The sequence below is a fragment of the Anaerotignum propionicum DSM 1682 genome (assembly GCF_001561955.1).
Lineage (GTDB): Bacteria > Bacillota > Clostridia > Lachnospirales > Anaerotignaceae > Chakrabartyella > Chakrabartyella propionicum.
The window spans coordinates 2,872,591-2,891,307 of the sequence record NZ_CP014223.1; the positions used below are offsets into that span (position 1 = coordinate 2,872,591).

Annotated in this window: 22 protein-coding genes; 1 reads left to right on the plus strand and 21 read right to left on the minus strand. The window is 36.5% G+C overall.

Translation table 11 applies throughout. The features are described from left to right. Positions 1 to 1,182 carry an MFS transporter gene (locus CPRO_RS13475; protein ID WP_066052955.1) on the plus strand — a complete coding sequence of 394 codons (1,182 nt, stop codon included), beginning with the start codon at positions 1 to 3 and terminating at the stop codon, positions 1,180 to 1,182. Between the two features lie 92 nt (positions 1,183 to 1,274). On the opposite strand, the gene CPRO_RS13480 is transcribed toward CPRO_RS13475, so the two are convergent. The 21 genes from CPRO_RS13480 to CPRO_RS13575 form a co-directional block, all read right to left on the minus strand. Then, complete coding sequence (locus tag CPRO_RS13480) at positions 1,275 to 2,501, minus strand: diaminopimelate decarboxylase family protein (protein WP_082754374.1); 1,227 nt, start codon at positions 2,499 to 2,501, stop codon at positions 1,275 to 1,277. 611 nt (positions 2,502 to 3,112) lie between these two features. Beyond that, positions 3,113 to 4,300 (minus strand): methyl-accepting chemotaxis protein, encoded by a 1,188-nt coding sequence (locus CPRO_RS13485; protein ID WP_066052959.1) that lies wholly within the window; start codon positions 4,298 to 4,300, stop codon positions 3,113 to 3,115. Between the two features lie 159 nt (positions 4,301 to 4,459). Continuing rightward, positions 4,460 to 4,765, minus strand: coding sequence for a hypothetical protein (locus tag CPRO_RS13490; RefSeq protein ID WP_066052962.1), 306 nt, complete (start codon positions 4,763 to 4,765; stop codon positions 4,460 to 4,462). Positions 4,766 to 5,191: 426 nt separating this feature from the next. Continuing rightward, a complete protein-coding gene (locus CPRO_RS13495; RefSeq protein ID WP_066051315.1) occupies positions 5,192 to 5,467 on the minus strand; it encodes a hypothetical protein in 276 nt (91 codons plus the stop codon). 13 nt (positions 5,468 to 5,480) lie between these two features. Further along, positions 5,481 to 6,740: a phage tail spike protein gene (locus CPRO_RS13500; protein ID WP_066051318.1), complete on the minus strand. Its 1,260-nt coding sequence runs from the start codon at positions 6,738 to 6,740 to the stop codon at positions 5,481 to 5,483. Continuing rightward, a complete protein-coding gene (locus CPRO_RS15090; RefSeq protein WP_236782342.1) occupies positions 6,740 to 6,877 on the minus strand; it encodes an XkdX family protein in 138 nt (45 codons plus the stop codon). The genes CPRO_RS13500 and CPRO_RS15090 overlap by 1 nt, the downstream gene beginning before the upstream one ends. Then, the gene (locus tag CPRO_RS13505) at positions 6,874 to 7,200 is read right to left on the minus strand and encodes a hypothetical protein (protein WP_066048777.1); all 327 of its coding nucleotides are present in this window, start codon (positions 7,198 to 7,200) and stop codon (positions 6,874 to 6,876) included. Before CPRO_RS13505 ends, CPRO_RS15090 begins: the two co-directional genes overlap by 4 nt. 9 nt (positions 7,201 to 7,209) lie before the next feature. Beyond that, on the minus strand, positions 7,210 to 8,265 hold the full coding sequence (locus tag CPRO_RS13510) for a BppU family phage baseplate upper protein (RefSeq protein WP_066051321.1): 1,056 nt from the start codon (positions 8,263 to 8,265) through the stop codon (positions 7,210 to 7,212). 1 nt (position 8,266) lies between these two features. Continuing rightward, on the minus strand, positions 8,267 to 8,959 hold the full coding sequence (locus tag CPRO_RS13515) for a phage tail domain-containing protein (RefSeq protein ID WP_082754326.1): 693 nt from the start codon (positions 8,957 to 8,959) through the stop codon (positions 8,267 to 8,269). 1 nt (position 8,960) lies between these two features. Then, positions 8,961 to 10,931, minus strand: coding sequence for a phage tail tape measure protein (locus CPRO_RS13520; RefSeq protein ID WP_066052964.1), 1,971 nt, complete (start codon positions 10,929 to 10,931; stop codon positions 8,961 to 8,963). Next, on the minus strand, positions 10,928 to 11,161 hold the full coding sequence (locus CPRO_RS13525; protein ID WP_236782355.1) for a hypothetical protein: 234 nt from the start codon (positions 11,159 to 11,161) through the stop codon (positions 10,928 to 10,930). Before CPRO_RS13525 ends, CPRO_RS13520 begins: the two co-directional genes overlap by 4 nt. A gap of 47 nt (positions 11,162 to 11,208) precedes the next feature. Then, a complete protein-coding gene (locus tag CPRO_RS13530; RefSeq protein ID WP_066048766.1) occupies positions 11,209 to 11,565 on the minus strand; it encodes a hypothetical protein in 357 nt (118 codons plus the stop codon). 64 nt (positions 11,566 to 11,629) lie between these two features. Then, positions 11,630 to 12,172: a hypothetical protein gene (locus tag CPRO_RS13535; RefSeq protein WP_066052967.1), complete on the minus strand. Its 543-nt coding sequence runs from the start codon at positions 12,170 to 12,172 to the stop codon at positions 11,630 to 11,632. Between the two features lie 2 nt (positions 12,173 to 12,174). Beyond that, positions 12,175 to 12,555, minus strand: coding sequence for a hypothetical protein (locus tag CPRO_RS13540; protein WP_066051334.1), 381 nt, complete (start codon positions 12,553 to 12,555; stop codon positions 12,175 to 12,177). Then, positions 12,545 to 12,850, minus strand: a complete 306-nt coding sequence (locus CPRO_RS13545; protein WP_066052971.1) for a phage virion morphogenesis protein — start codon at positions 12,848 to 12,850, stop codon at positions 12,545 to 12,547. The genes CPRO_RS13540 and CPRO_RS13545 overlap by 11 nt, the downstream gene beginning before the upstream one ends. Continuing rightward, positions 12,847 to 13,143 carry a hypothetical protein gene (locus CPRO_RS13550; RefSeq protein WP_066052973.1) on the minus strand — a complete coding sequence of 99 codons (297 nt, stop codon included), beginning with the start codon at positions 13,141 to 13,143 and terminating at the stop codon, positions 12,847 to 12,849. The genes CPRO_RS13545 and CPRO_RS13550 overlap by 4 nt, the downstream gene beginning before the upstream one ends. Positions 13,144 to 13,451: 308 nt before the next feature. Continuing rightward, positions 13,452 to 14,237, minus strand: a complete 786-nt coding sequence (locus tag CPRO_RS13555) for a phage major capsid protein (RefSeq protein ID WP_066052976.1) — start codon at positions 14,235 to 14,237, stop codon at positions 13,452 to 13,454. A gap of 24 nt (positions 14,238 to 14,261) precedes the next feature. Continuing rightward, positions 14,262 to 14,828: a capsid assembly scaffolding protein Gp46 family protein gene (locus CPRO_RS13560; protein ID WP_066052979.1), complete on the minus strand. Its 567-nt coding sequence runs from the start codon at positions 14,826 to 14,828 to the stop codon at positions 14,262 to 14,264. 128 nt (positions 14,829 to 14,956) lie between these two features. After that, positions 14,957 to 15,712 carry a minor capsid protein gene (locus tag CPRO_RS13565; protein ID WP_066052982.1) on the minus strand — a complete coding sequence of 252 codons (756 nt, stop codon included), beginning with the start codon at positions 15,710 to 15,712 and terminating at the stop codon, positions 14,957 to 14,959. Then, positions 15,702 to 17,018, minus strand: a complete 1,317-nt coding sequence (locus CPRO_RS13570) for a phage portal protein (RefSeq protein ID WP_066052984.1) — start codon at positions 17,016 to 17,018, stop codon at positions 15,702 to 15,704. The genes CPRO_RS13565 and CPRO_RS13570 overlap by 11 nt, the downstream gene beginning before the upstream one ends. Before the next feature lie 12 nt (positions 17,019 to 17,030). Then, positions 17,031 to 18,275 (minus strand): PBSX family phage terminase large subunit, encoded by a 1,245-nt coding sequence (locus CPRO_RS13575; protein ID WP_066052987.1) that lies wholly within the window; start codon positions 18,273 to 18,275, stop codon positions 17,031 to 17,033. Between the last annotated feature and the right edge of the window lie 442 nt (positions 18,276 to 18,717).

The window sequence follows — 18,717 nt, forward strand, 5'->3', positions numbered from 1 at the left end:
ATGAAAAAGGATAATTTAGTCTATTTTTACGGGGCACTACAAGGAACCTACTGGATGAGCTATGGATGTATCGCCAGCTTTGCTGCGGTGTACTTGTTAGACCAAGGCTTTAACGATGGCAGTATTGGACTATTGATTGCGATTTCCAGCTTTCTCTCAGTTCTTTTACAACCCATCATTGCTTCAGCGGCGGATAAAGGTACACGGTTTACGGTAAAGGGAGCTTTTGTCATTTTGTGCCTTGCACAAATTGTACCTTTTGTGCTCCTGTCTGTATTCAGCCCTCCTATGATTATTGTAGCTGTCTTATATGGGCTGATTATCCTATTGGGGCTTTCCATGCAGCCAATCCTGAGCGCATTCGGCATGCAATTGATACAAAACGGAATTCCCCTGAATTTTGGTGTTGCAAGGGGCATTGGTTCCTTCGCCTACTCCGTATTAACCTTCTTTTTAGGAACATTGACTGTACTTTTTTCCACCAAGTGCATCCCTGTGATTGCTTGCGGATTAATCGTTGTGGTTTTGCTTATTTTAAAGCAATTCCCAGAAATGGATTCCCAGAAATCCGTAAATCCTATACAGGGAGGTACCCTTACCGTTTTAAAAAGTAATCCCCGTTTTGCCTTACTTGTATTGGGCATTGCCTGTATTTTTATATCTCATAGTGCAATCAATAATTACATGATACATATTTTAAAGCGAATCGGAAAAGGTAACGAAGCTTTGGGGCAGATTATGGCATTTACCGCCCTATTGGAAGTTCCAACCATGCTTTTGTGCACAAAGATCATTCGTAAATGGGATTGTGGAAAGCTGCTTCAGGTTACAGCCATATTTTTTGTGTTTAAAGCAGTTGGTGTAACCCTTGCTTCCAATATCTCCTTGCTGTATATTGCATTAAGCTTTCAAGCTATTTCCTTTGCACCCTTTACGGCAGCAATTGTATATTATGTGAGCACTGCCTTAGAAAAACATGATCAGGTGAAAGGCCAATCTCTAATCACCATTGGCATCACCATCGGAAATATCCTTGGCAGTCTTGTGGGAGGATATCTATTGCAATTTTTCAACGTAGGCGTTATGTTGTGGCTATTCTCAGCACTATGTATCATTGGTATGGTATTCTTCCTTATGGGTGTGAACCGCACCCCCAGGGAGGATATTGCCTGCCAAGTCTAGGTTTTCATGCTTTTTAATTTCAAAATAAAAAAAGTCCGTTTTATGTCAATACAATGACGCAAAATCGGGCTTTTTTATTGTATTTGAACGTCTTAATTGTAAGCATCCACTACAGAGCCATCACAACGCAAAATCAGCTGTGGCGGAGGCGATTGCCATGAAAATTGCATGGGACTTAAAACGGCTCCATAGCTCCCCGCATTGGAAATTGCTATCAAATCCCCCACATTGAGTTTGGGCATTATGATATTCTTTGAAATAACATCTGATGCAGTGCACAAATTTCCCATGAGGGTTACTTCTTCCTCTTCCTTTTCGTTAGTTAGCGGAACAAATTGAAAGGCATCTTTGCTTGTAAACAAAGGCTCACTGCCATCAAGAGTATTTTCCTTGGCATAATGCAACACAAGCTGTGCTAAGGACGGACGGATGAAGCCATTCAATGTATTATGGAGAATAATAAAGGTGATTCCCATAGATACTTTTTTATCCAATACCCGTGTAATATAATATCCGCTCTCTCCTACCACATAGCGACCTGTTTCCAAAATAAGGTTTACTCCTCCTAACTTCTCCTGAAATTCTTTCATAAAAGCGGATGTTTTTTCTCCTAAATATTTGGTATCTAATGGCAATTCTTTCTTTGCATAGGGTATCCCCAGCCCAGAACCCATATTAATAAAGGTAAGCCTATAACCAATCGCCTCTTGAAACTTAATTGCCAATAAAAGCATCCTTTTATAATACGCCTCAAGAACCTGTGCCTTCAATTCTTGACTGCGTAAATGCACATGAATACCCACTATTTTTATATGGGATAGAGCCCTCCACCTTGGAATCCATTCATATACTTGTTCCTCATCTATTCCGAATTTTGAAGAAACACCTTCGTCTCCAAAAAAAGTAAAATTGGGATTGATCCGAATTCCAATTTCAGCGGTCATATTTCGCTCCTTTGCCACTTCCTGAATCAAAGAAACCTCATTGATGCTATCCGCAATAATTGTAGAAAGATCCAAAGCTCCTTCAATATCTTCCTTGCTTTTTCCCGGTGCTGAATATTGTATCTTTTCGGGCGGTAAGCCAAACCTCTTGGCCAATCTCACTTCCCCAAGGCTGGCTGCATCTGCACCAAACCCTTGTGAGAATATGGTTTCAACAATTGCCGGTGCAGGGTTGGACTTCAACGAATACAGAAATTCGATTCCCTTGAAATCCTCTTTTAATCGATTTGCAGCTGAAATAATTTTCCTCTCATCATAGAAATAAAAGCTATTATATTTTTTTGCCTGTTCTAACATGATTTCCTTATTTTCCACTTACTTCACCTCCTGAATGAAAATGCATGTAAAGCTGTACTGTTTACAAGATATCCTGATTTTTCTAATTATAAGGGTATTATAACATAGAAGGCTCAGAGGAATGCAAGGAAGAAAACTATATCAACAATAGAAGAAATCCGCAATACCAATCTTTATAATATTCAGTCCCTTCAGTTATTTTCAACCAGTTTTGACACCAAAACTTCCTATTTCAATTGTTTGAGCAAGCCCACTATGAATGTATTTCAAAAACATAAATACGAAACGAAATCTTTTCTCCTAGAAAAAAATTTTTCTTTTTTTCTCCACCACACAAAGGGGCTTTGACTAAAATCTGAAATACCAATCCAAAGCTAGCGTTTCTTTCCTTTGTGTGATTCTTTTCAACAGATTATCTCAAATAGATTCTGAAACGAAAAATCCTGTTTTTCTATACCATCTGGGAATTTACTACATTGATGAAACTTTATATCTTGAGAAACTCTTTCAAGCATGTTTCACAGAAAGCAAGCATTTTTACTCCAGATTAAAAGAAAGGGAAATTTTATTTCTTTCACTTCGCGGCTAATCCGTTTAAATTAAGGTCCACCCCTATCACCCCAAAAAGTTTATTCTCTTTCGAATAATAGGGTTCGTGCAGTCTCATTAAGGGTTTCCGTAAATTTTTTCGTTTTATATCGCGCAGGCAGTTGGATGGTGCTATCGGAAATTTCTGATAATTCATCGGAAGCAATGCCCAGTTTCATACTCATCTTTGCAATATTTTCCACCCTATTCTTCTGACTTAGGGCAGAATGATAGACCGCATCTGCATTTTGGCTCGTTATAATTACCAAATCTTCCATAGATTCCATTTGATCACCAACCATATCAGAAATTCTATTCTGTTCATCACTAATGGCGTTGATTTTTTCAACCATGATAATCACTTTTTGAAAGGATTGACTCATATTTTGGAGATTTTCTTCTATTAATTTTGAAAAAGCTACGCCCCTATCTACGCTTTCGTTATTTTGTGCAATATCACAGTAAACATTGTTTACATCACTTTTCATGGTCAAAATCTGTTCCTCAATATCCTTTACAAATACCTCTGTCATATGTGAAAGGTTCTTAAATTCAGATGCAACTACAGTAAACCCCTGCCCTGCCTGACCGGCTCTGGCCGCTTCAATGGACGCATTAATAGAAATCAGCTTCATATTAGACAAAATTGCAGTTATCTCTTTCAACATTCCCGAAATTTTCTCTGATGTTTCCTTCAAAGTTTCTATGGCGTTTGCGGCATTGCCACTTGTGAGCTTTATTTTTCCAATCACCTCAACAATATTCATGATTTCTGTTTTGCTATTGGAGATGGTTTGTCCGGAATTTCTGCTATTTTCATCAAGCTGATAAGCCATTTCTCTGGTGGTGCTTGCCAATGAAACCAAATTTTTAATTGCGGCAGATGATTTGGTGATAATTTGATTCACCTCTGTCATTTGACCTGCCATTTGGGTGGACTGCTGAAAAAGAGTTTTTGAATATGTATTGCTTTCATCCACAGTAAGTTCAATTTCTGCTGAGACCGATTTTATACTCCCTGAAACCACTGCTAATTCCTGAGACAATTTATTTTTGTCATGCTTATTTTCAATCAAGGTTCGATTCCATATGAATTGACCAATAATCCCCACGAAAACACAACCGATTATGCTGACGACCTTGAATAGATTTGGTTCAACTACAAAACACAAGAGAACTAAAACAAGGGTCCATATTCCATGAATAACCACAACTCCATATTTTTTCATAACCAATCCTCCCTAAAAAAATACTCCTCTCAGCGCTTCATTGTGTAAACAAATTTGCGCTGAGAGGAGCCCCATTACTCGACAAAATATTTTATTGAAGATATTACCATATAACATTCCATATTGCAAGAAATAATTCATTGAAAAAATATCAGAACCTCAAACAAGTTTATTTTCGTTTTCTTGCATTACTACTGCTTCGTCTTGCTCCTCTAAGGGCTCAAGTGCTTTGATTCGATTTTCCAGTTCTTCTATTTTGGTCTGTAATTCAATATAGATAGAAATCAAAATTGTAAAGAACAAAGCAACTGTTGCAATTGTTGCAATTACACTTTGAAAAATCAGCGCACCGAAGAAAAGAAGAATTATACACATAATAAAACATATTACAAATGTCTCAAAAAAACGTTTTATTTTCAACGCCCCCATCCGATAAGCTAAAGTATCTATAAACCAGTATAACATAATTTTACATTTTTTCTCCACAATTTTCAGAAAAATTACTTTCGCTAAAAGAATTTGACTCTAAATTCTGATAACATACTGCATTAGCTTCCCGTTGTTTCAACTTTTAAAAACAAAAAAACCCAACATATCTTTCGACTGTTGAGTTCACTTATTCATTGATGCGGATGACAGGACTTGAACCTGCACCAGGAAACCCCGACTAGAACCTGAATCTAGCCGATAATTTCTAACATTTAATATCCGCAAAGAACCCCTAAAAATCAACCTTTACAACACTCATTCGCTAGATTATTTCTAATTTCACTCGCTAGATTACTTATCAAAGTACATATAAAATTATAACGAATAAATTTAAAAAAGTAAAGAATATTCCATTAACAAAAAAAGGGTATATAGCTATTAAACTATATACCCTAAAATTTATTACATCGTTCCCCCACTCAACAAAAACCCAACCACAGCAGCCACAATAAAAGTAATTGCTTTCTCAACAATACTTTCCCATCTCTTAGCTGGTTTTTCAGCTAAAGCCTTTACATCTGCTTTAATTTCTCCAACATCTTTCTTTATGTAACTTTGCTCAGTTTCCATTTTTGCGAAAGCATTTGTAAGCTGCTCTAAATTATCCTGACGTTTTTCTAACTTATCCTGTCGTACCTCTACATTCTCAATTCTTACTGACATTTCATCATGATTCATTCCATCAACCCCTTTATGTTACTAAATTTCCATTACTATCTATTATTGTTTTCCATGTACCATTAACCCCTGTGCTACTGAATTGCAAGCCACCAGTACCCCAGCGAAACAATTTTGTTGCCTGTGTGTAATTAACATTATCCATGCTGATATAAAGTGTATTGTTTGCTATGGTAATATTACCACTGATAAGGTTTAATACCTGTTTTACCTCAGTGCTTGCACCCAAAGCAGTTGAAAGGCTTTTCTCTCCGCTGGTAATACTGCTTGTAATATCTGCCACAAAATCCCCTAATTCAACGGTACTGTATTTCTCCAATAAACAATCCCACTCATAAGAGATAACCTTCGCTTTCTTACTAAAGTTCATCTTACTATTTACCACTGTCACAACGTCCCCTAATTGAACATCTTCAAGGATAGCAAAGTTCTTATATTCCTCTGTCTTTGCCAATAGCTGAAAATCAGCCTTAATATTTACCGTTGGCAAGTCTACCCCACTATTCAATATACTTTGGGCAAAAGCTGTAAGTTGTGCCTGTGTGGTAAGGGAAGAATCTTCATACTTTCTTGCTTTGGGATACGGATAGTCATTGATATGTGAACTACTCACAGGCGAACCTATTAAGCCATCCTTACCAATAGGAAATATTTTTGTGGCTACCTCGCTAATATCTTCCTCAATCACTAAGCCTATAAGGTTTTTACTATATCGGATAGAAACCCCTTTATCACTGCCAATGGAGGGTAAGAAGGAAATATTATAATTATCCCTTAATATCTCACCACCAAAAACAGAAACAAAACTATCATTGTCTTTCCCATCTCCTAAAAGTGCAGCTATAGGATTGATACTAGATACTGCCATGCTTCCTGTGCCTGTCAGTGTGGTATTAAATGTAAATGGCATAGAATAATTAAAACTTGATTTCAAGCTATTCAATGTGCTTTGTGGTGTCTGTGCTGTGATACCGCATGATTGAATAAAGTTATCCAGTAAATCATAAAAGATATGACGGGCATTCACTGCAATACTTTCCATAGTAGGCTTAATGTTATAAATCCTGAAAGGCTGTTTTCCCCTTGGCGTACTTACACATAAAATACGTCCCTTTTCAATGTCCTCCCATTTCCCCCACTCATCATAAGGGTGTTCCATCTCCAATTCATACAGGCCGTTTAACTCCTCTTTTACAGTACAAAGGCTCGGAAGCAATGCCCCCAAGCCCAAAGTATCAAATGTTGTGCTATTCTTTTCATGTATGGTAATCATTAAACCACCTCATACTCCTGCCCTGTGATTTCTGCAAACTGCTCTGCTGTGATTTTGCCACTTTTTACGAACATGCCTACATTCTCAGCAGAATAAATCTGAGAATCAAAATACCGCTTTACAATTTTATAAATCATCTCACCACCCCCTGTTGATTCAGCAGTAATTCTGCTAATGTTATATCAATTTCTGTCTGCTTGCTTAGAATCAATTGCTGATTTAACAGCATTTCAGCTTGTAGGACTTCATCTTCTATGAGTTCCATTGGGTCTGGCTCCAATTCTGGAATAATAGGTTTATTTGCTTTGTATTCTTCTTTCGTTATTTCCACTATTTCCTCTGACGGAATATTGTTTACTTCATATTTCAAAAATATATATCCTTCATAAGAATAACTTTCTTCGTATACGCATCCAGCTTTTATTTCTGGAAGTACATTTCCTTGTTTTTTATAATACATAATAGCCTCCTATTCGTATAAAGCATAAAAAATTCTTATGTTTCTTGTTGAGGTGGGGTTGTAAGTTATGGTTAAGTTATTATTAAATTCTATAACTGAAAAATGTTGTCCAGAGTATCCTGAATATGAGCTTGCTTTTAGAATTTCCATATCGCTCATCGAGGTAGTCAAATACAACCAAGCCATTGCATTCCCAGAACTATAACCCATCGTGTTAGTATACGATTTACCATCAACGCTAATTGTTATACTGTCAGAAATATTAACTGATAATGCCGTTACGCTATAAAATAAACCAGCCCCATTAATTACTGTTGTGTTGTTACTGCTTACTCCTGCAGTTACAGACGCCATCTTCCTTGATAAAAACATTTGCTTTTTGTTGATTAATGCATTTAGCTTCCCCATTACCGTCCCTGCCGTTGCCGTTCCACCTGTGTCCGCAGTATTCCCCAACCTCTGCACAACCCCATCCACAGAGTTGTTATTGATTGCATTTTGTAGCAATGTTGTCAAATCCTTGGAAACATAGTTGCAAAGATATTCCCAAGCATCCCACATGGTATCAATGGTAAGCTGCCCTGCAATCTCCCCGGGGACACCGATATTTTGCACCATGGTAGTCATTAAGTCATGGGCTTCGTAAAGGTTTTGATATAGCACCACCAATGCGCCATATTCGTTACTACTTTCCACAGCTCCTGCAGAAATCAGACTTTTCACTATATGTATCTTAAAGGGCTGTGTGCTGAGAACTTCCAAATTATTTTTGTACAAAATTATCTGCACTTCCAAGTCCTGCGCCACGGCCAACGCCTGAGAAGTCAATTCAAACTGGCACCTTCCTGCGGTTGCATTGGTAATGGCTCCGTTGTTATAAAACTCCGTCCCATCAGCCTTTTTCCCATATATTCTAACCTCATGCCCTGTGAGGTTAATTGCTGTACTGCCGTCTAATAAAATAACATCTAAATATCGGCTTTTGGTATCATTTTGCACGGCTGTAATAATACTTGTTACTTCTTTATTTACATCAATTTCTAATTTCTTATAGACTTGCGCCATCTTATAACCATCTCCAATTCGGTTTTATTTCTAATCTTGTTACACTTCCCGTCCAACTGATTGTATTCGCCCCCTCTTGAAATTTAGGGAAATCCAACGCTGAAAAGGAATTGTTTTTATTTGTACTATCCTTATAAACTTCTTGAATCTCACTGTTGATAGTGACATAGCCGTCAATTCCAGTAATCGTGTAGTTTTTTTCATTAATCGTAAGTGCGATATTCCCTGTACCATAAACTGTGATAATTGGTTCGCTGTAAATGGTTCCTTGGTTGTAAATCGTTGTGGGTGCAGTAAGACTCAATTCCTCATCTGCTTTATCCACAGAATATTTAAAAGGGAAACAATCAAACTGTACTAGGAAATCATTCAAATTCAGCAGAATGTTATTAAAAGGTATCTGGTTCTTGATGAATGCCCGATATACTTTATCTGGTTCACTGCTGAAAATAACTTCGCCATAACCATTCAGCCAAGCGCTAACATCATCAATACGGCTTCTGTCCATCACCTGACATTCGGCTTCTTTTGTATAGTTTTCATATGTATTGGTATCCTCATGTAAGATACCGTTTCGCCCAGCAATTTGGATTTCATTTACCCTTTTTGTTGGTTTATAAATGGAGGGTGCTTTCAGCATAACCACACCCATATCAAGGGAATTTATCCCTTTAAACGTAAAATATTGATACACCTTAAACACCTCCTGTAGCTAATTTCTTAGATTTCCTGTAAAATTCCATTTCTCTCATTAAGTCCCCTGTAGTTCTGCCGTTGCTGTTCTCAACTTTTTCAATGTTTACAATAAAGTTTTCCGTCTTGCTTCCACCGTTTTCTCCATTGCGGTATCTATCGGCTTCGGCTTGTGTCAGTACCATTTCCCCTTTGTGTAGAATAGACTTATACCCATCAAAAGGAACATAGGACAAGCCGTTTCTATGGCTGCCGTCTGAGTCGTCATCGTCCTCCGACATTTCACTTTTACTTTTTCTCCAGAATGTTAATTTATCAGTCAGCCAATCTACTGTATCTTGCACCCATTTTTTTATGTTTTCCCAAACTTCTTTAATTCCGTCCCAAACACCTGTGAAAATTGCCTTACCTGCATTCTTGAAATCCTGAATCTTATCATGGATGGCTGTCTTTATTTCTTCAACCTTCGTAGAGATTGTAGTTTTGATGTTTTCCCAAACCTCAGAAATTTTTGCAAACAACTCTTCACATTTCTGTTTTACGGTATCCCAATTCATATACAGAGCAACACCAGCGGCAACCAATAACCCGATTGCAGTTACTATCACCCCAAACGGATTTGCGGCCATAACCGCATTTAATGCTGCTTGTACCGTTGTTGTACCTGTGATAGCGGTTTGCACTGCTGTAAATAAAGGAATTACTGTATTAATCACATTGAATGCAACAAACCCAGCCACCGCACCCGCTAAAATAGGGATAATAATATTCAGATTATCCGTTACAAAGGTAATGGCAGCTCCTACATTATCCATAATTCCTTGAAAGGTTTCTTGAATTGAAGGCATATTTTCTTGTATGTAGTTAGCAAACTCATTCAGCTTTGGTAAGAGCTTTTCCCCCAAAGGAATCATTAAACCCACTTCCATTTGTCTACCAACACCTTGGAAGGCATTTCCTAAGCTATCATACTTAATTTCCTTGATTTGGTTCATGGTATCCACTGTACCATTAAAATAATCTGACATTTCCATTGCGCCTAATATGGCTTTATCGCCCACATCTTCCCACATAGTACCGAAAAGATTAACCCCTGCAATGTTTCTTTGTACAGGGTCATCAATACTATTTAGGGCTTCCGTAACTTTCCAGTAGGCTTCTTGCGCACTTTCACCGCCTTGTGAAAATTTGTCCTGCATCTCCTGTGCATTCAACCCTAAAATGCTAAAGGCTTCATTTGTTGTGTCACTACCATCCTTTACACGGATACCAAACTCTTTGAAAGCATCACCAACTTTATCAATGTCAAAGACGCCTTCCATTGCCCCATCATGGAATACATTGAACATGTCCTCAGCACTAAAGCCAAGCTGTTCAAAATGTACCGAATATTCATTGATACTATCCAGTAAGTTTCCATTTTTGTCTAAGCCATACTGAGAACCTTGGGCAATTAGGTTAAAAGCTTCTTCCGAAGTAATACCAAACTGCTTCATCATCATGTCGGCAGCTCTGGTGCTTTCCTGCACCTCATACCCAAAAGTATCACGAAGGGCAATGGCATTTTCCGTCATATCTTCCAACTCATCCCCCGCCAGCCCCGTTTGATTCTTCACCTCTGCCATTGCTGTGGCAATATCCTCAAAACTTTCACCGTAATTATTTGCATAGATATTTTTAAGGGATTGCTCTAGCCCTTCCATTTCGGTATCTGTTGCGCCTGTCTGTGTTTGGAGGGTATTAAAAGATTGCTTTAATTCATCAGCCTTTTTGACACAATCCACCACAGCATCCGCAGTCTTTTTGATAGCTGCACCAATAGCAAAACCAGCTGCTAACTTTTTCAATGCATCTTTTAAACCAACACTTTTCCCATCTGCATTTTCAACTTTACCACTGAAATTTTCTAGTTGTTGGGTACTGTCTCCGCTATCAACCTGTATTCTAGCAACCAAAGCACCTAAGTCAATCATTTATTGTCACCTCCGAACCGTTCCTTTAATTTACCCCTATCAGGTGTCGTTTGCTGTAAAAGCCAACAGTCCTCCAGATACTCTTTACCTTCCTTAGATTGCTTCATATCGTGAATGAACGCATCTCTAAAAAGTTGTTTATAGGTATCCATTCCAAGGCTTAAGCATTCATCAAAATTTAACCCTGAATAATCGGATACTTTTTTTAATTCCTCTGTTTCCGTTGTCAAGTATTCCTTGACTTCCTCCCCTGTATCAGAGGGCATATAGGGGAGAACTATTCCCCCATTTTCAGATTTTTGTAATAATAATCAAAGTATTCCTTTAATACCTCAAACAAAATATCATAGGGGATTTTCTCAATTTCACTTTCTGTGATTTCAAGCAATTCTTTTTTCTTTGTGAGCTTATGAAAGAAACCTTTCTTTTCAATAGTTACAGGCTCTCGTCTGTTGAAAATACGGAACAAAAGGTTATACAATAATGTCTGTGCTGTTTTTTCGTCCATTTCCTTATTTTGCATATCAAAGAAACTAAGCTCCATAGCTCTGGTAGGTTTCTGCAATTTCAAAATACTACCGTCAAGCCATTTTACTTCATATAGTTCGGTTGAAGCTTTCTGCAAATCTAGCATTTATTTCACTCCTTTTTTTAAATAGAAAAGGGACACCATTTTTATGGTATCCCCCTTTAGTCATTTACGCTGTAATACCGCTATCTTCTTCCTTATACAGAATCAGAGTTCCTTCGTTATCCTGTGGCTGCGCTTTAAATTCTGCGTTGATAACCGTTTCCTTATCTTTAGCAAATGCAAGTTCAAATCCAGCTTCATTGCTGCCGACAATTGTAATACGAATATCACCGTCCACCGCATCCTCATGTACAAAATGGATTACATATTTCTTCCCATCATATTTAGATGCACCACCGATTTTTACAATTCTGATTTTCTTTGTTGCATCCTCTGTCACTCTCGCAGTAGAACAAAGTTTTTGCAATGTTTTTCCATTCCAAGTCATAACACCAGATTTTAAAACGGCTTCTTCATCGGTAATCATTTTTTTAGATACTATACCTAAATCATCCTTTGCTTCGTAAAAACTAGGTTTATAACTCAACGTTGCACCGCCCTGAATGTATCCCAAAAGTTTAGTTTCGACTTCCAAAACAGCATCTTCAGGTAAAGCACCAGTAAATTCATCAATGTACAGTTTGCCACTACCTAATACGATTTTTTCCATGTTTAAATCATCCTTTCTCGAATTGACAAAATAAAATAAGCCTTAATGATGTGTTGTTTGGTTTCTTCAATAAAAAGACTCCCTCCACCATTCAAGGCTACGTTTAAAATGTCATTGTTTAATTGTTTATTTCCAACTGTAATTAATAGCTGTTTTACTCTACTCAATATACTCTCAGCTTTACCATAATCGGGACTAATACAGTTCATTTCTAGCTTGCTTTGTGCCTTAATTCCATCACTCGAAATGATAGAATATTTATAGCTGATACAAGTTTCAGCTTTCCCTTGATTCATATAAATTTTACTGTCTGATACAGTAGCACCCAAGAGGGAATATAATTCACTGTCAGCTTTTAGAATTGTTAAAATTTCATTCAGCATTGTCAAGCACCCCCTTAAAACAATCCTTAATTTCTTGTATGTTTTCCTGTATACTGTCCTCAAGAAATGGATTCTTTTCATGATGGTAAGGCGCATATTCAACATTACTTCCAATATAGCAAGTACCATCTTCCACATCATGGGTAATACTTTTTCTAAGTGTGGCTGTTTTAACACCTACTTTTCTTTTTGCATCATTTTCCACAATATATCCTGCCTTATCCAGTCCTTTATCTATCACAGAGGGAAGTATATTTTTTATAACATTCTCAATATTTAAAGAAATCTCATTCATACCTTCACCTCTTCCAATATAAGCTGTGCTAATCGTCCATTGATGAAAGAAATTATTTTATACTCATGACTAAAATTTGAAATCATGTATTCTGCTCCAAGTTCAAATTTATCGTAAGGTGTAACCCCTTGTAATGCCTTTACAAAATAACAAGTTTCTGTTCCCAATACTTTAATATGTTGTTCATTGATATGAACAGAAATATTTTCTAGGAATTCAAAATCATTTTTGCTATTGCCGTAATCATCAAAATTTTCTACCAGTTGAAATAATTTATAGGTTTCATATCTCATAGAAATCTCACCTTACTTCTAGGCTTTGCTACGCTATCCAACATAACTCTAATATAATAAGGATAAAACTCATTATAGTTTTCTGTTGTGCCAGAAATTGAAATACTATTTAATCCCTCATTACCCTCTTTGGTTTTATGACATTTTGCCATTTCCTGAATCATGGCGAAGTGCTTTACATTGGTTTCATCATAGGTAATATTGGTATAGGCTTCAAAAACAGCTTTGGCAACATCTAAATACTGTTCTATTTTCTCACCTCATTATAAAAGGGTGCATCAAACTTGACACACCCCTCTCAATACAATTTAAGCTTTCTTTGTTAACTTAATGCTATAGGTTTCATCTACCAAAGCCATAACACCATATCTATCATAAGTCACAGTATTATCTTTTGTTTCAATATCTCTATCCTGTTCCACAGAACCTTCTTTCTTTACAAAGAATTTAATTGCATCTTTCTTTGTAATATAGGCAGTGTCCGCTGGTACAAGTTTGGAGAATAGAACAGGCAGTCCACAAATCGTGCCAAACTGTCCAGTATATAAAATTTCGCCTTGCTTGCTGGAAATGAAATCGCTGTCCTTTCTAATTTTTGCTCGTAAGTCATTACCCATGATAATGAACATATTTTCTTCAACTTCCTTATTCAATTCTGCAAGGGCATCTACAATTGCTGCATAATTAAAAGCTGTGTACTCAAATCCATTTGAGATTTTTGCAAGTTCAGTAAAATAATCTGTCTTAATCTTGTTAGCCATTACAACTGACGCACCACTTGTTGCAGTATCAAGTAAGTATGGGTCTTGCATCACATCCATATCATTGTATCTAAATGTCTGCTGGTATCTTTCAATTTCATACTCAGTGGGTACGAACGCAACACTACCGATTACAGTATTTTTTGCTCCCTTTTCAAGCTTTTCAACTGCACCGCTGTAAGTATACTTATTTACAATCTTTTTCAAACCTGCTACACCAGACAAAGAAGAGTCTACTGTCATAAGAGAACGAGCATCCAAAAGGGTATTTACCAAATCTGTCATTTTGTTCTCAATAATAAAATTTTCATATCCTGTTCCTAAAGTTGCCATAAATTAATCATCCTTTCTATAAGCTTACATTTTTGCAAGCTGTTCATATAATTCTTTGTTGTTTTGATAAAGTGCTGTCTGTTCTGACATACTCATTTTCCTAAACTGCTCCTTGGTAATATTGCCCTCTAAGCCAGTGGTAGAAGCTTTCGGCGTATTGCTACCAATTCTTGATTGTACTTCCTTTGCTACTGCCGCCTTGAAAAGCTTGTCCAAACTATCAATCCTAGATTGTGCTTCTTCCACATCATCACCAATCTCAATTAAATCTGCAAATCTAGCATCTAAGCCCCTAGCAGATAATACTTTGGTGATTTCTGTTTTCGTCTGCATTACATTAAACTCTCTAAGCTTGTCTTTCAGCTCTTGAATCTCCATATCCTTTTCAGCCTGTTTTCTCTGCTGTTCATCCAAGCCAGAAAGAGAAAGCTTCTTTTCATAATCTTTTTGCTGTTTTTTTAAAGCCTGTGTTACTCGTTTATCAGCTTCAGCTTGAAGTAAAGCCATAACCTCTTCTTGAGTGTATGTCTTGTTTTCTGTATTTTCTGTTTCCTGTGTTTCATCAACATTAATGTTTGTATTTTCTTCCATAATAAATTCCTCCTATGAAGTTTCGGCAAATTTGCCAACCCTTAATTCTGTATTGTAATAGTTGTTTATTTAAAGCCTAACCCCTAAAAAGGCATAAAAATAACACCATCCCAAATTGGGAGAATGCTCTAATTAATATCAATTAATATGGTGCAATGGCAATGGGGATGCAGAGGAAGTACACTCTCATTTATATTAAAATGCTTCCCTGTAAACTCTCTCACACAATCATCACAAGCATCAGGTTCAATTAAAATGCTATAACTGTTATATCCCCTGTCCATAGCTTTTTGCCTTGCAGATTCATTAAATATACGTCCAGTTTCCGTTACTGTAATCCTTTTGCTACTGGAATATGCCACATTCATTCTTTCCTGCAATACCTTTGCAACTTTTCTTACGTCTTTCCCCTGTAATGCTGACTTAGTAATGCTATCCTCAATCTGCAAGCGTAATTTATCCATATCAATCCATATACGTTCTGAAAAATTTGCACCCTTATAATTTTGACTGACAATTTGCTTTGCTACCTGTTCATCCATAAAAGAGAATGTACCCTTGATACCAAGAAATTTATCCATGCTTTCATACCCATTGCGAAAAGTATTATATAGGCTTGTTTGCATATACTCTATGTTGGTTTCTCCAAGCTTCCTTAATTCTTTGGAAAGTAATGCTTGTAAGTTGGACATTCTATTTCTCTGATATAAGGCTGATTGGGATATTTCACCCTCACCAGCCATATCAAGCCAAATATTAAGTAACTCAGTTCTGATATTTTTAAAGGCTTTCCGATACAATAATTTTAGTGGACGTGTCACTTGCTTTTCAGATAGCTTAAGCGCATTCTCCATTCTTTCAGCCCAATAAGCTTTATTGTTCATTATCATCACCACTTAAAATATCTTCCTCATATGAATTAATAGCGTTTTCATGCTCTATTGCAGACAATTCCCCATCAATATCTGAAATAAACGGAATTTGTGAAATTAGCGAACGCTTGCTAATATAAGGTGCCATTTTAGCCACAAAATCACCGATACTTACTAAATCTAAGGGAATATTTCTAAGGAACGTAATTTTTAAATCATCAATAGAAATACTACTCCCTAAAAGAGTATAATAATTGCATACCATTTCCCAACGGTTCAATAATGCTTTGCGGAAAAAGGTTTCCTTGATAGCACATTTCTGCTCAAGAGACAACATAGACAATTTTGCTTGTGTCGCCGTTGTATGAGATTTGTTTTCCAACTCACTGATACAAGAGAACATCTTAATATCACTTGCAAGGCGATTCTTATAATTTTCATTCTCGGTATCGTTGGAATCCTTATTTAAAAATGAAATGCTTGCTTGTTGTCCTTCTCCAATTCCATCTACTGCAATAATTCGATTCTGCTTCATGGCATAAATATCCTCATTAGCTAAACCAGTATTAATCGCAAGCAAATAGGAATCATTCAATTCTTCTCTGAAATTTGCGGTATCTGATAGACTAATATCATAACCATCAATTAAATGATGTACCTTTTCCGCATCCCCTGTTAAATCCTCATTATTATAGTAAATATTAATGGGAACTTCTCTGAAATAGTGGCTCTCTTGACCTGTTCGTACTGTCCCATTTACAGACTTCTTATAGTATGTTACTTCTCTACTGTCATACACTTCAATAGTAGTCGTAGTTTCATTTGTAAGAATATCTGTACTATCCCAAAAGCGAATACAATAATTCAATTCTTTGGTAATATCCGTAGAATAAATAGGAATTACAGTGCTAGGCTCAATTTTCTCAAATTGTACCTGTTTATCTGCGTTAATAAAAAGGAGCTCCGCAGCTATACCATAAATTGAGCAATCCTTTGCAATGCTCTGGTTATGCGAAACTTCCTTTACTGCATATGAAGTTAAAATAGATTTCAATTCTTCGCTTTGTGTGTCATAGGTCACTGGCTTACCAGCAAAGTAGCCACTAATCAATGTAGTGGTATATTCAGCCCAAGGGGAAGCAATTTTATTATTAGGTTTACTGAAGTCCTTAAAAGTACGGTTCATAATTTTATCGTTCTTGCAATCAAAATATCGCTTGTTTTTCAATAGTCTCGGCTGATAACGGAACTTGAAATCATCTATGTACTTTTCAATACGTTCTATGGTTAATGCTGTGTTTTTATCTAGGTAATACAATTTCTCACCCCTTTACAATCGTGCTGTTAATATATTAGCTTTTTTCTTTATGGACTGGATGGAATAACGTAGGGCATCAATCGCATGGTTAAAATCATCAATCGGAACATTGATATATTCCCCTGTCTGCTTATTTTTTTCCCAAGTATAGTTATCCAGTTCTAAAATAGTATTTTCACATTTCTTATGGACAATAATTTTATACTCTTGCAACTTATTAATCCCATGAAGAATACTATCTTTTCCCTTGCGACATTTACGAATTCTATCTATGCCCATTCTCCGCAAATCAGTAATATCCTTCGGATTCGCACAATCTGCGACAATAACATTTTTATGCCATCCTTTTTCTTTGACTTCCCTTGCAATGTCAGTATTTAGCATACCTTTTTTATAAATTTCATCACAGATATATAAAGTTTTCGTCTTTTCATCCACCAGTGATAAAATAACCGTTGTCGGGTCATTGCTGAAACCAAAGTCCATTCCTGTACAAGTATGTAATTCATTGTTATTCTGAACTAACTCATGCATGTCAAAATTTTGTACTTCCCAATTGCTAAAAATAAGCTTGTCCGTTGTTTGAAATAAGCCGTTCGCAAGAATATTATATAGCCTTGGATTTCTTTCTTTTATGGGAAGCAAAACTTCATCATGGTATGTGTCGGGTAGGAATTTATTGTCCCGATAGGTTGTATGTAATATTGTTGTATTTTTGGGTACTGTTTCGGTATCGAAGCCAAAGTAAGAATAAATCCAGTTTGACTTACTCATTGGATTAAAGGAAATTAGCACTTGCAGATTTTTATATTTTCTGGAACGGATAGAACCATTCAGCGCAATAAAATCATCCTGTGAAAATAAATTTGCTTCATCCAAATATAAATCTGAAATTTCTGAGATACCTTTTGCTTTTTCTTCATTGTCCAACCCTTTGAAAATAAACTCACTCCCATTGGGCAATTTCACTGTCATATCGGAACGATTGATTTCCACTTTGCCTAATTTTCTTATCTGCCATTCGTCCAGTAAGTCCATTAATTCTCGCCAGATACCTTGTTTAATTGCATTGGTTGTTTTCATCATGCAAAGAATACGGCGCTTATTAGATAGGGATTTATGAAGTAATTTCTGAAATATGAATTTTGTTTTGCCCGAACCTCTGCCACCATAATAGACTTCATATCTGTTTGAATAATCTGTTAAGTATGGGGAGTATACGGGGTTAAATATATTTTTGTCTATTGTTATATTCATTTTTTGTTGTCATCCTCCTTATGTTAGGTTGTGCGTACTATGCATATCCTGCATGATTGAAAATAGCGTTTCCAAATTAGAAATCGCTTTCTATTTTGTAGCGACACCCGTTTTGGGGTGGTAAAACACCACCTCATATAAGTATCCTTATGATGGATACATTGGTTTCTTTTTTTTGAGTAACCTTTTCAGATTTCTGAAAACCTTCCCCATCTTCAGCCTTTGGTAAATTTACCAAACCTTGATTGAACTCTGGTAATAAAATTAGCTGTGTGATATATCTGTACTCAAACAGGGGGATGGGTATATTTTAAAAGGGTGTTCCCCCTACCTAACTTATAAACTACTTCATTCTGTCCTTGTGTCGTGGATTTCTTCATTAATTTTCACTGTTATATTACTATTAGTACCAACAGATAAAATTTTTATTTGATTGTTACAT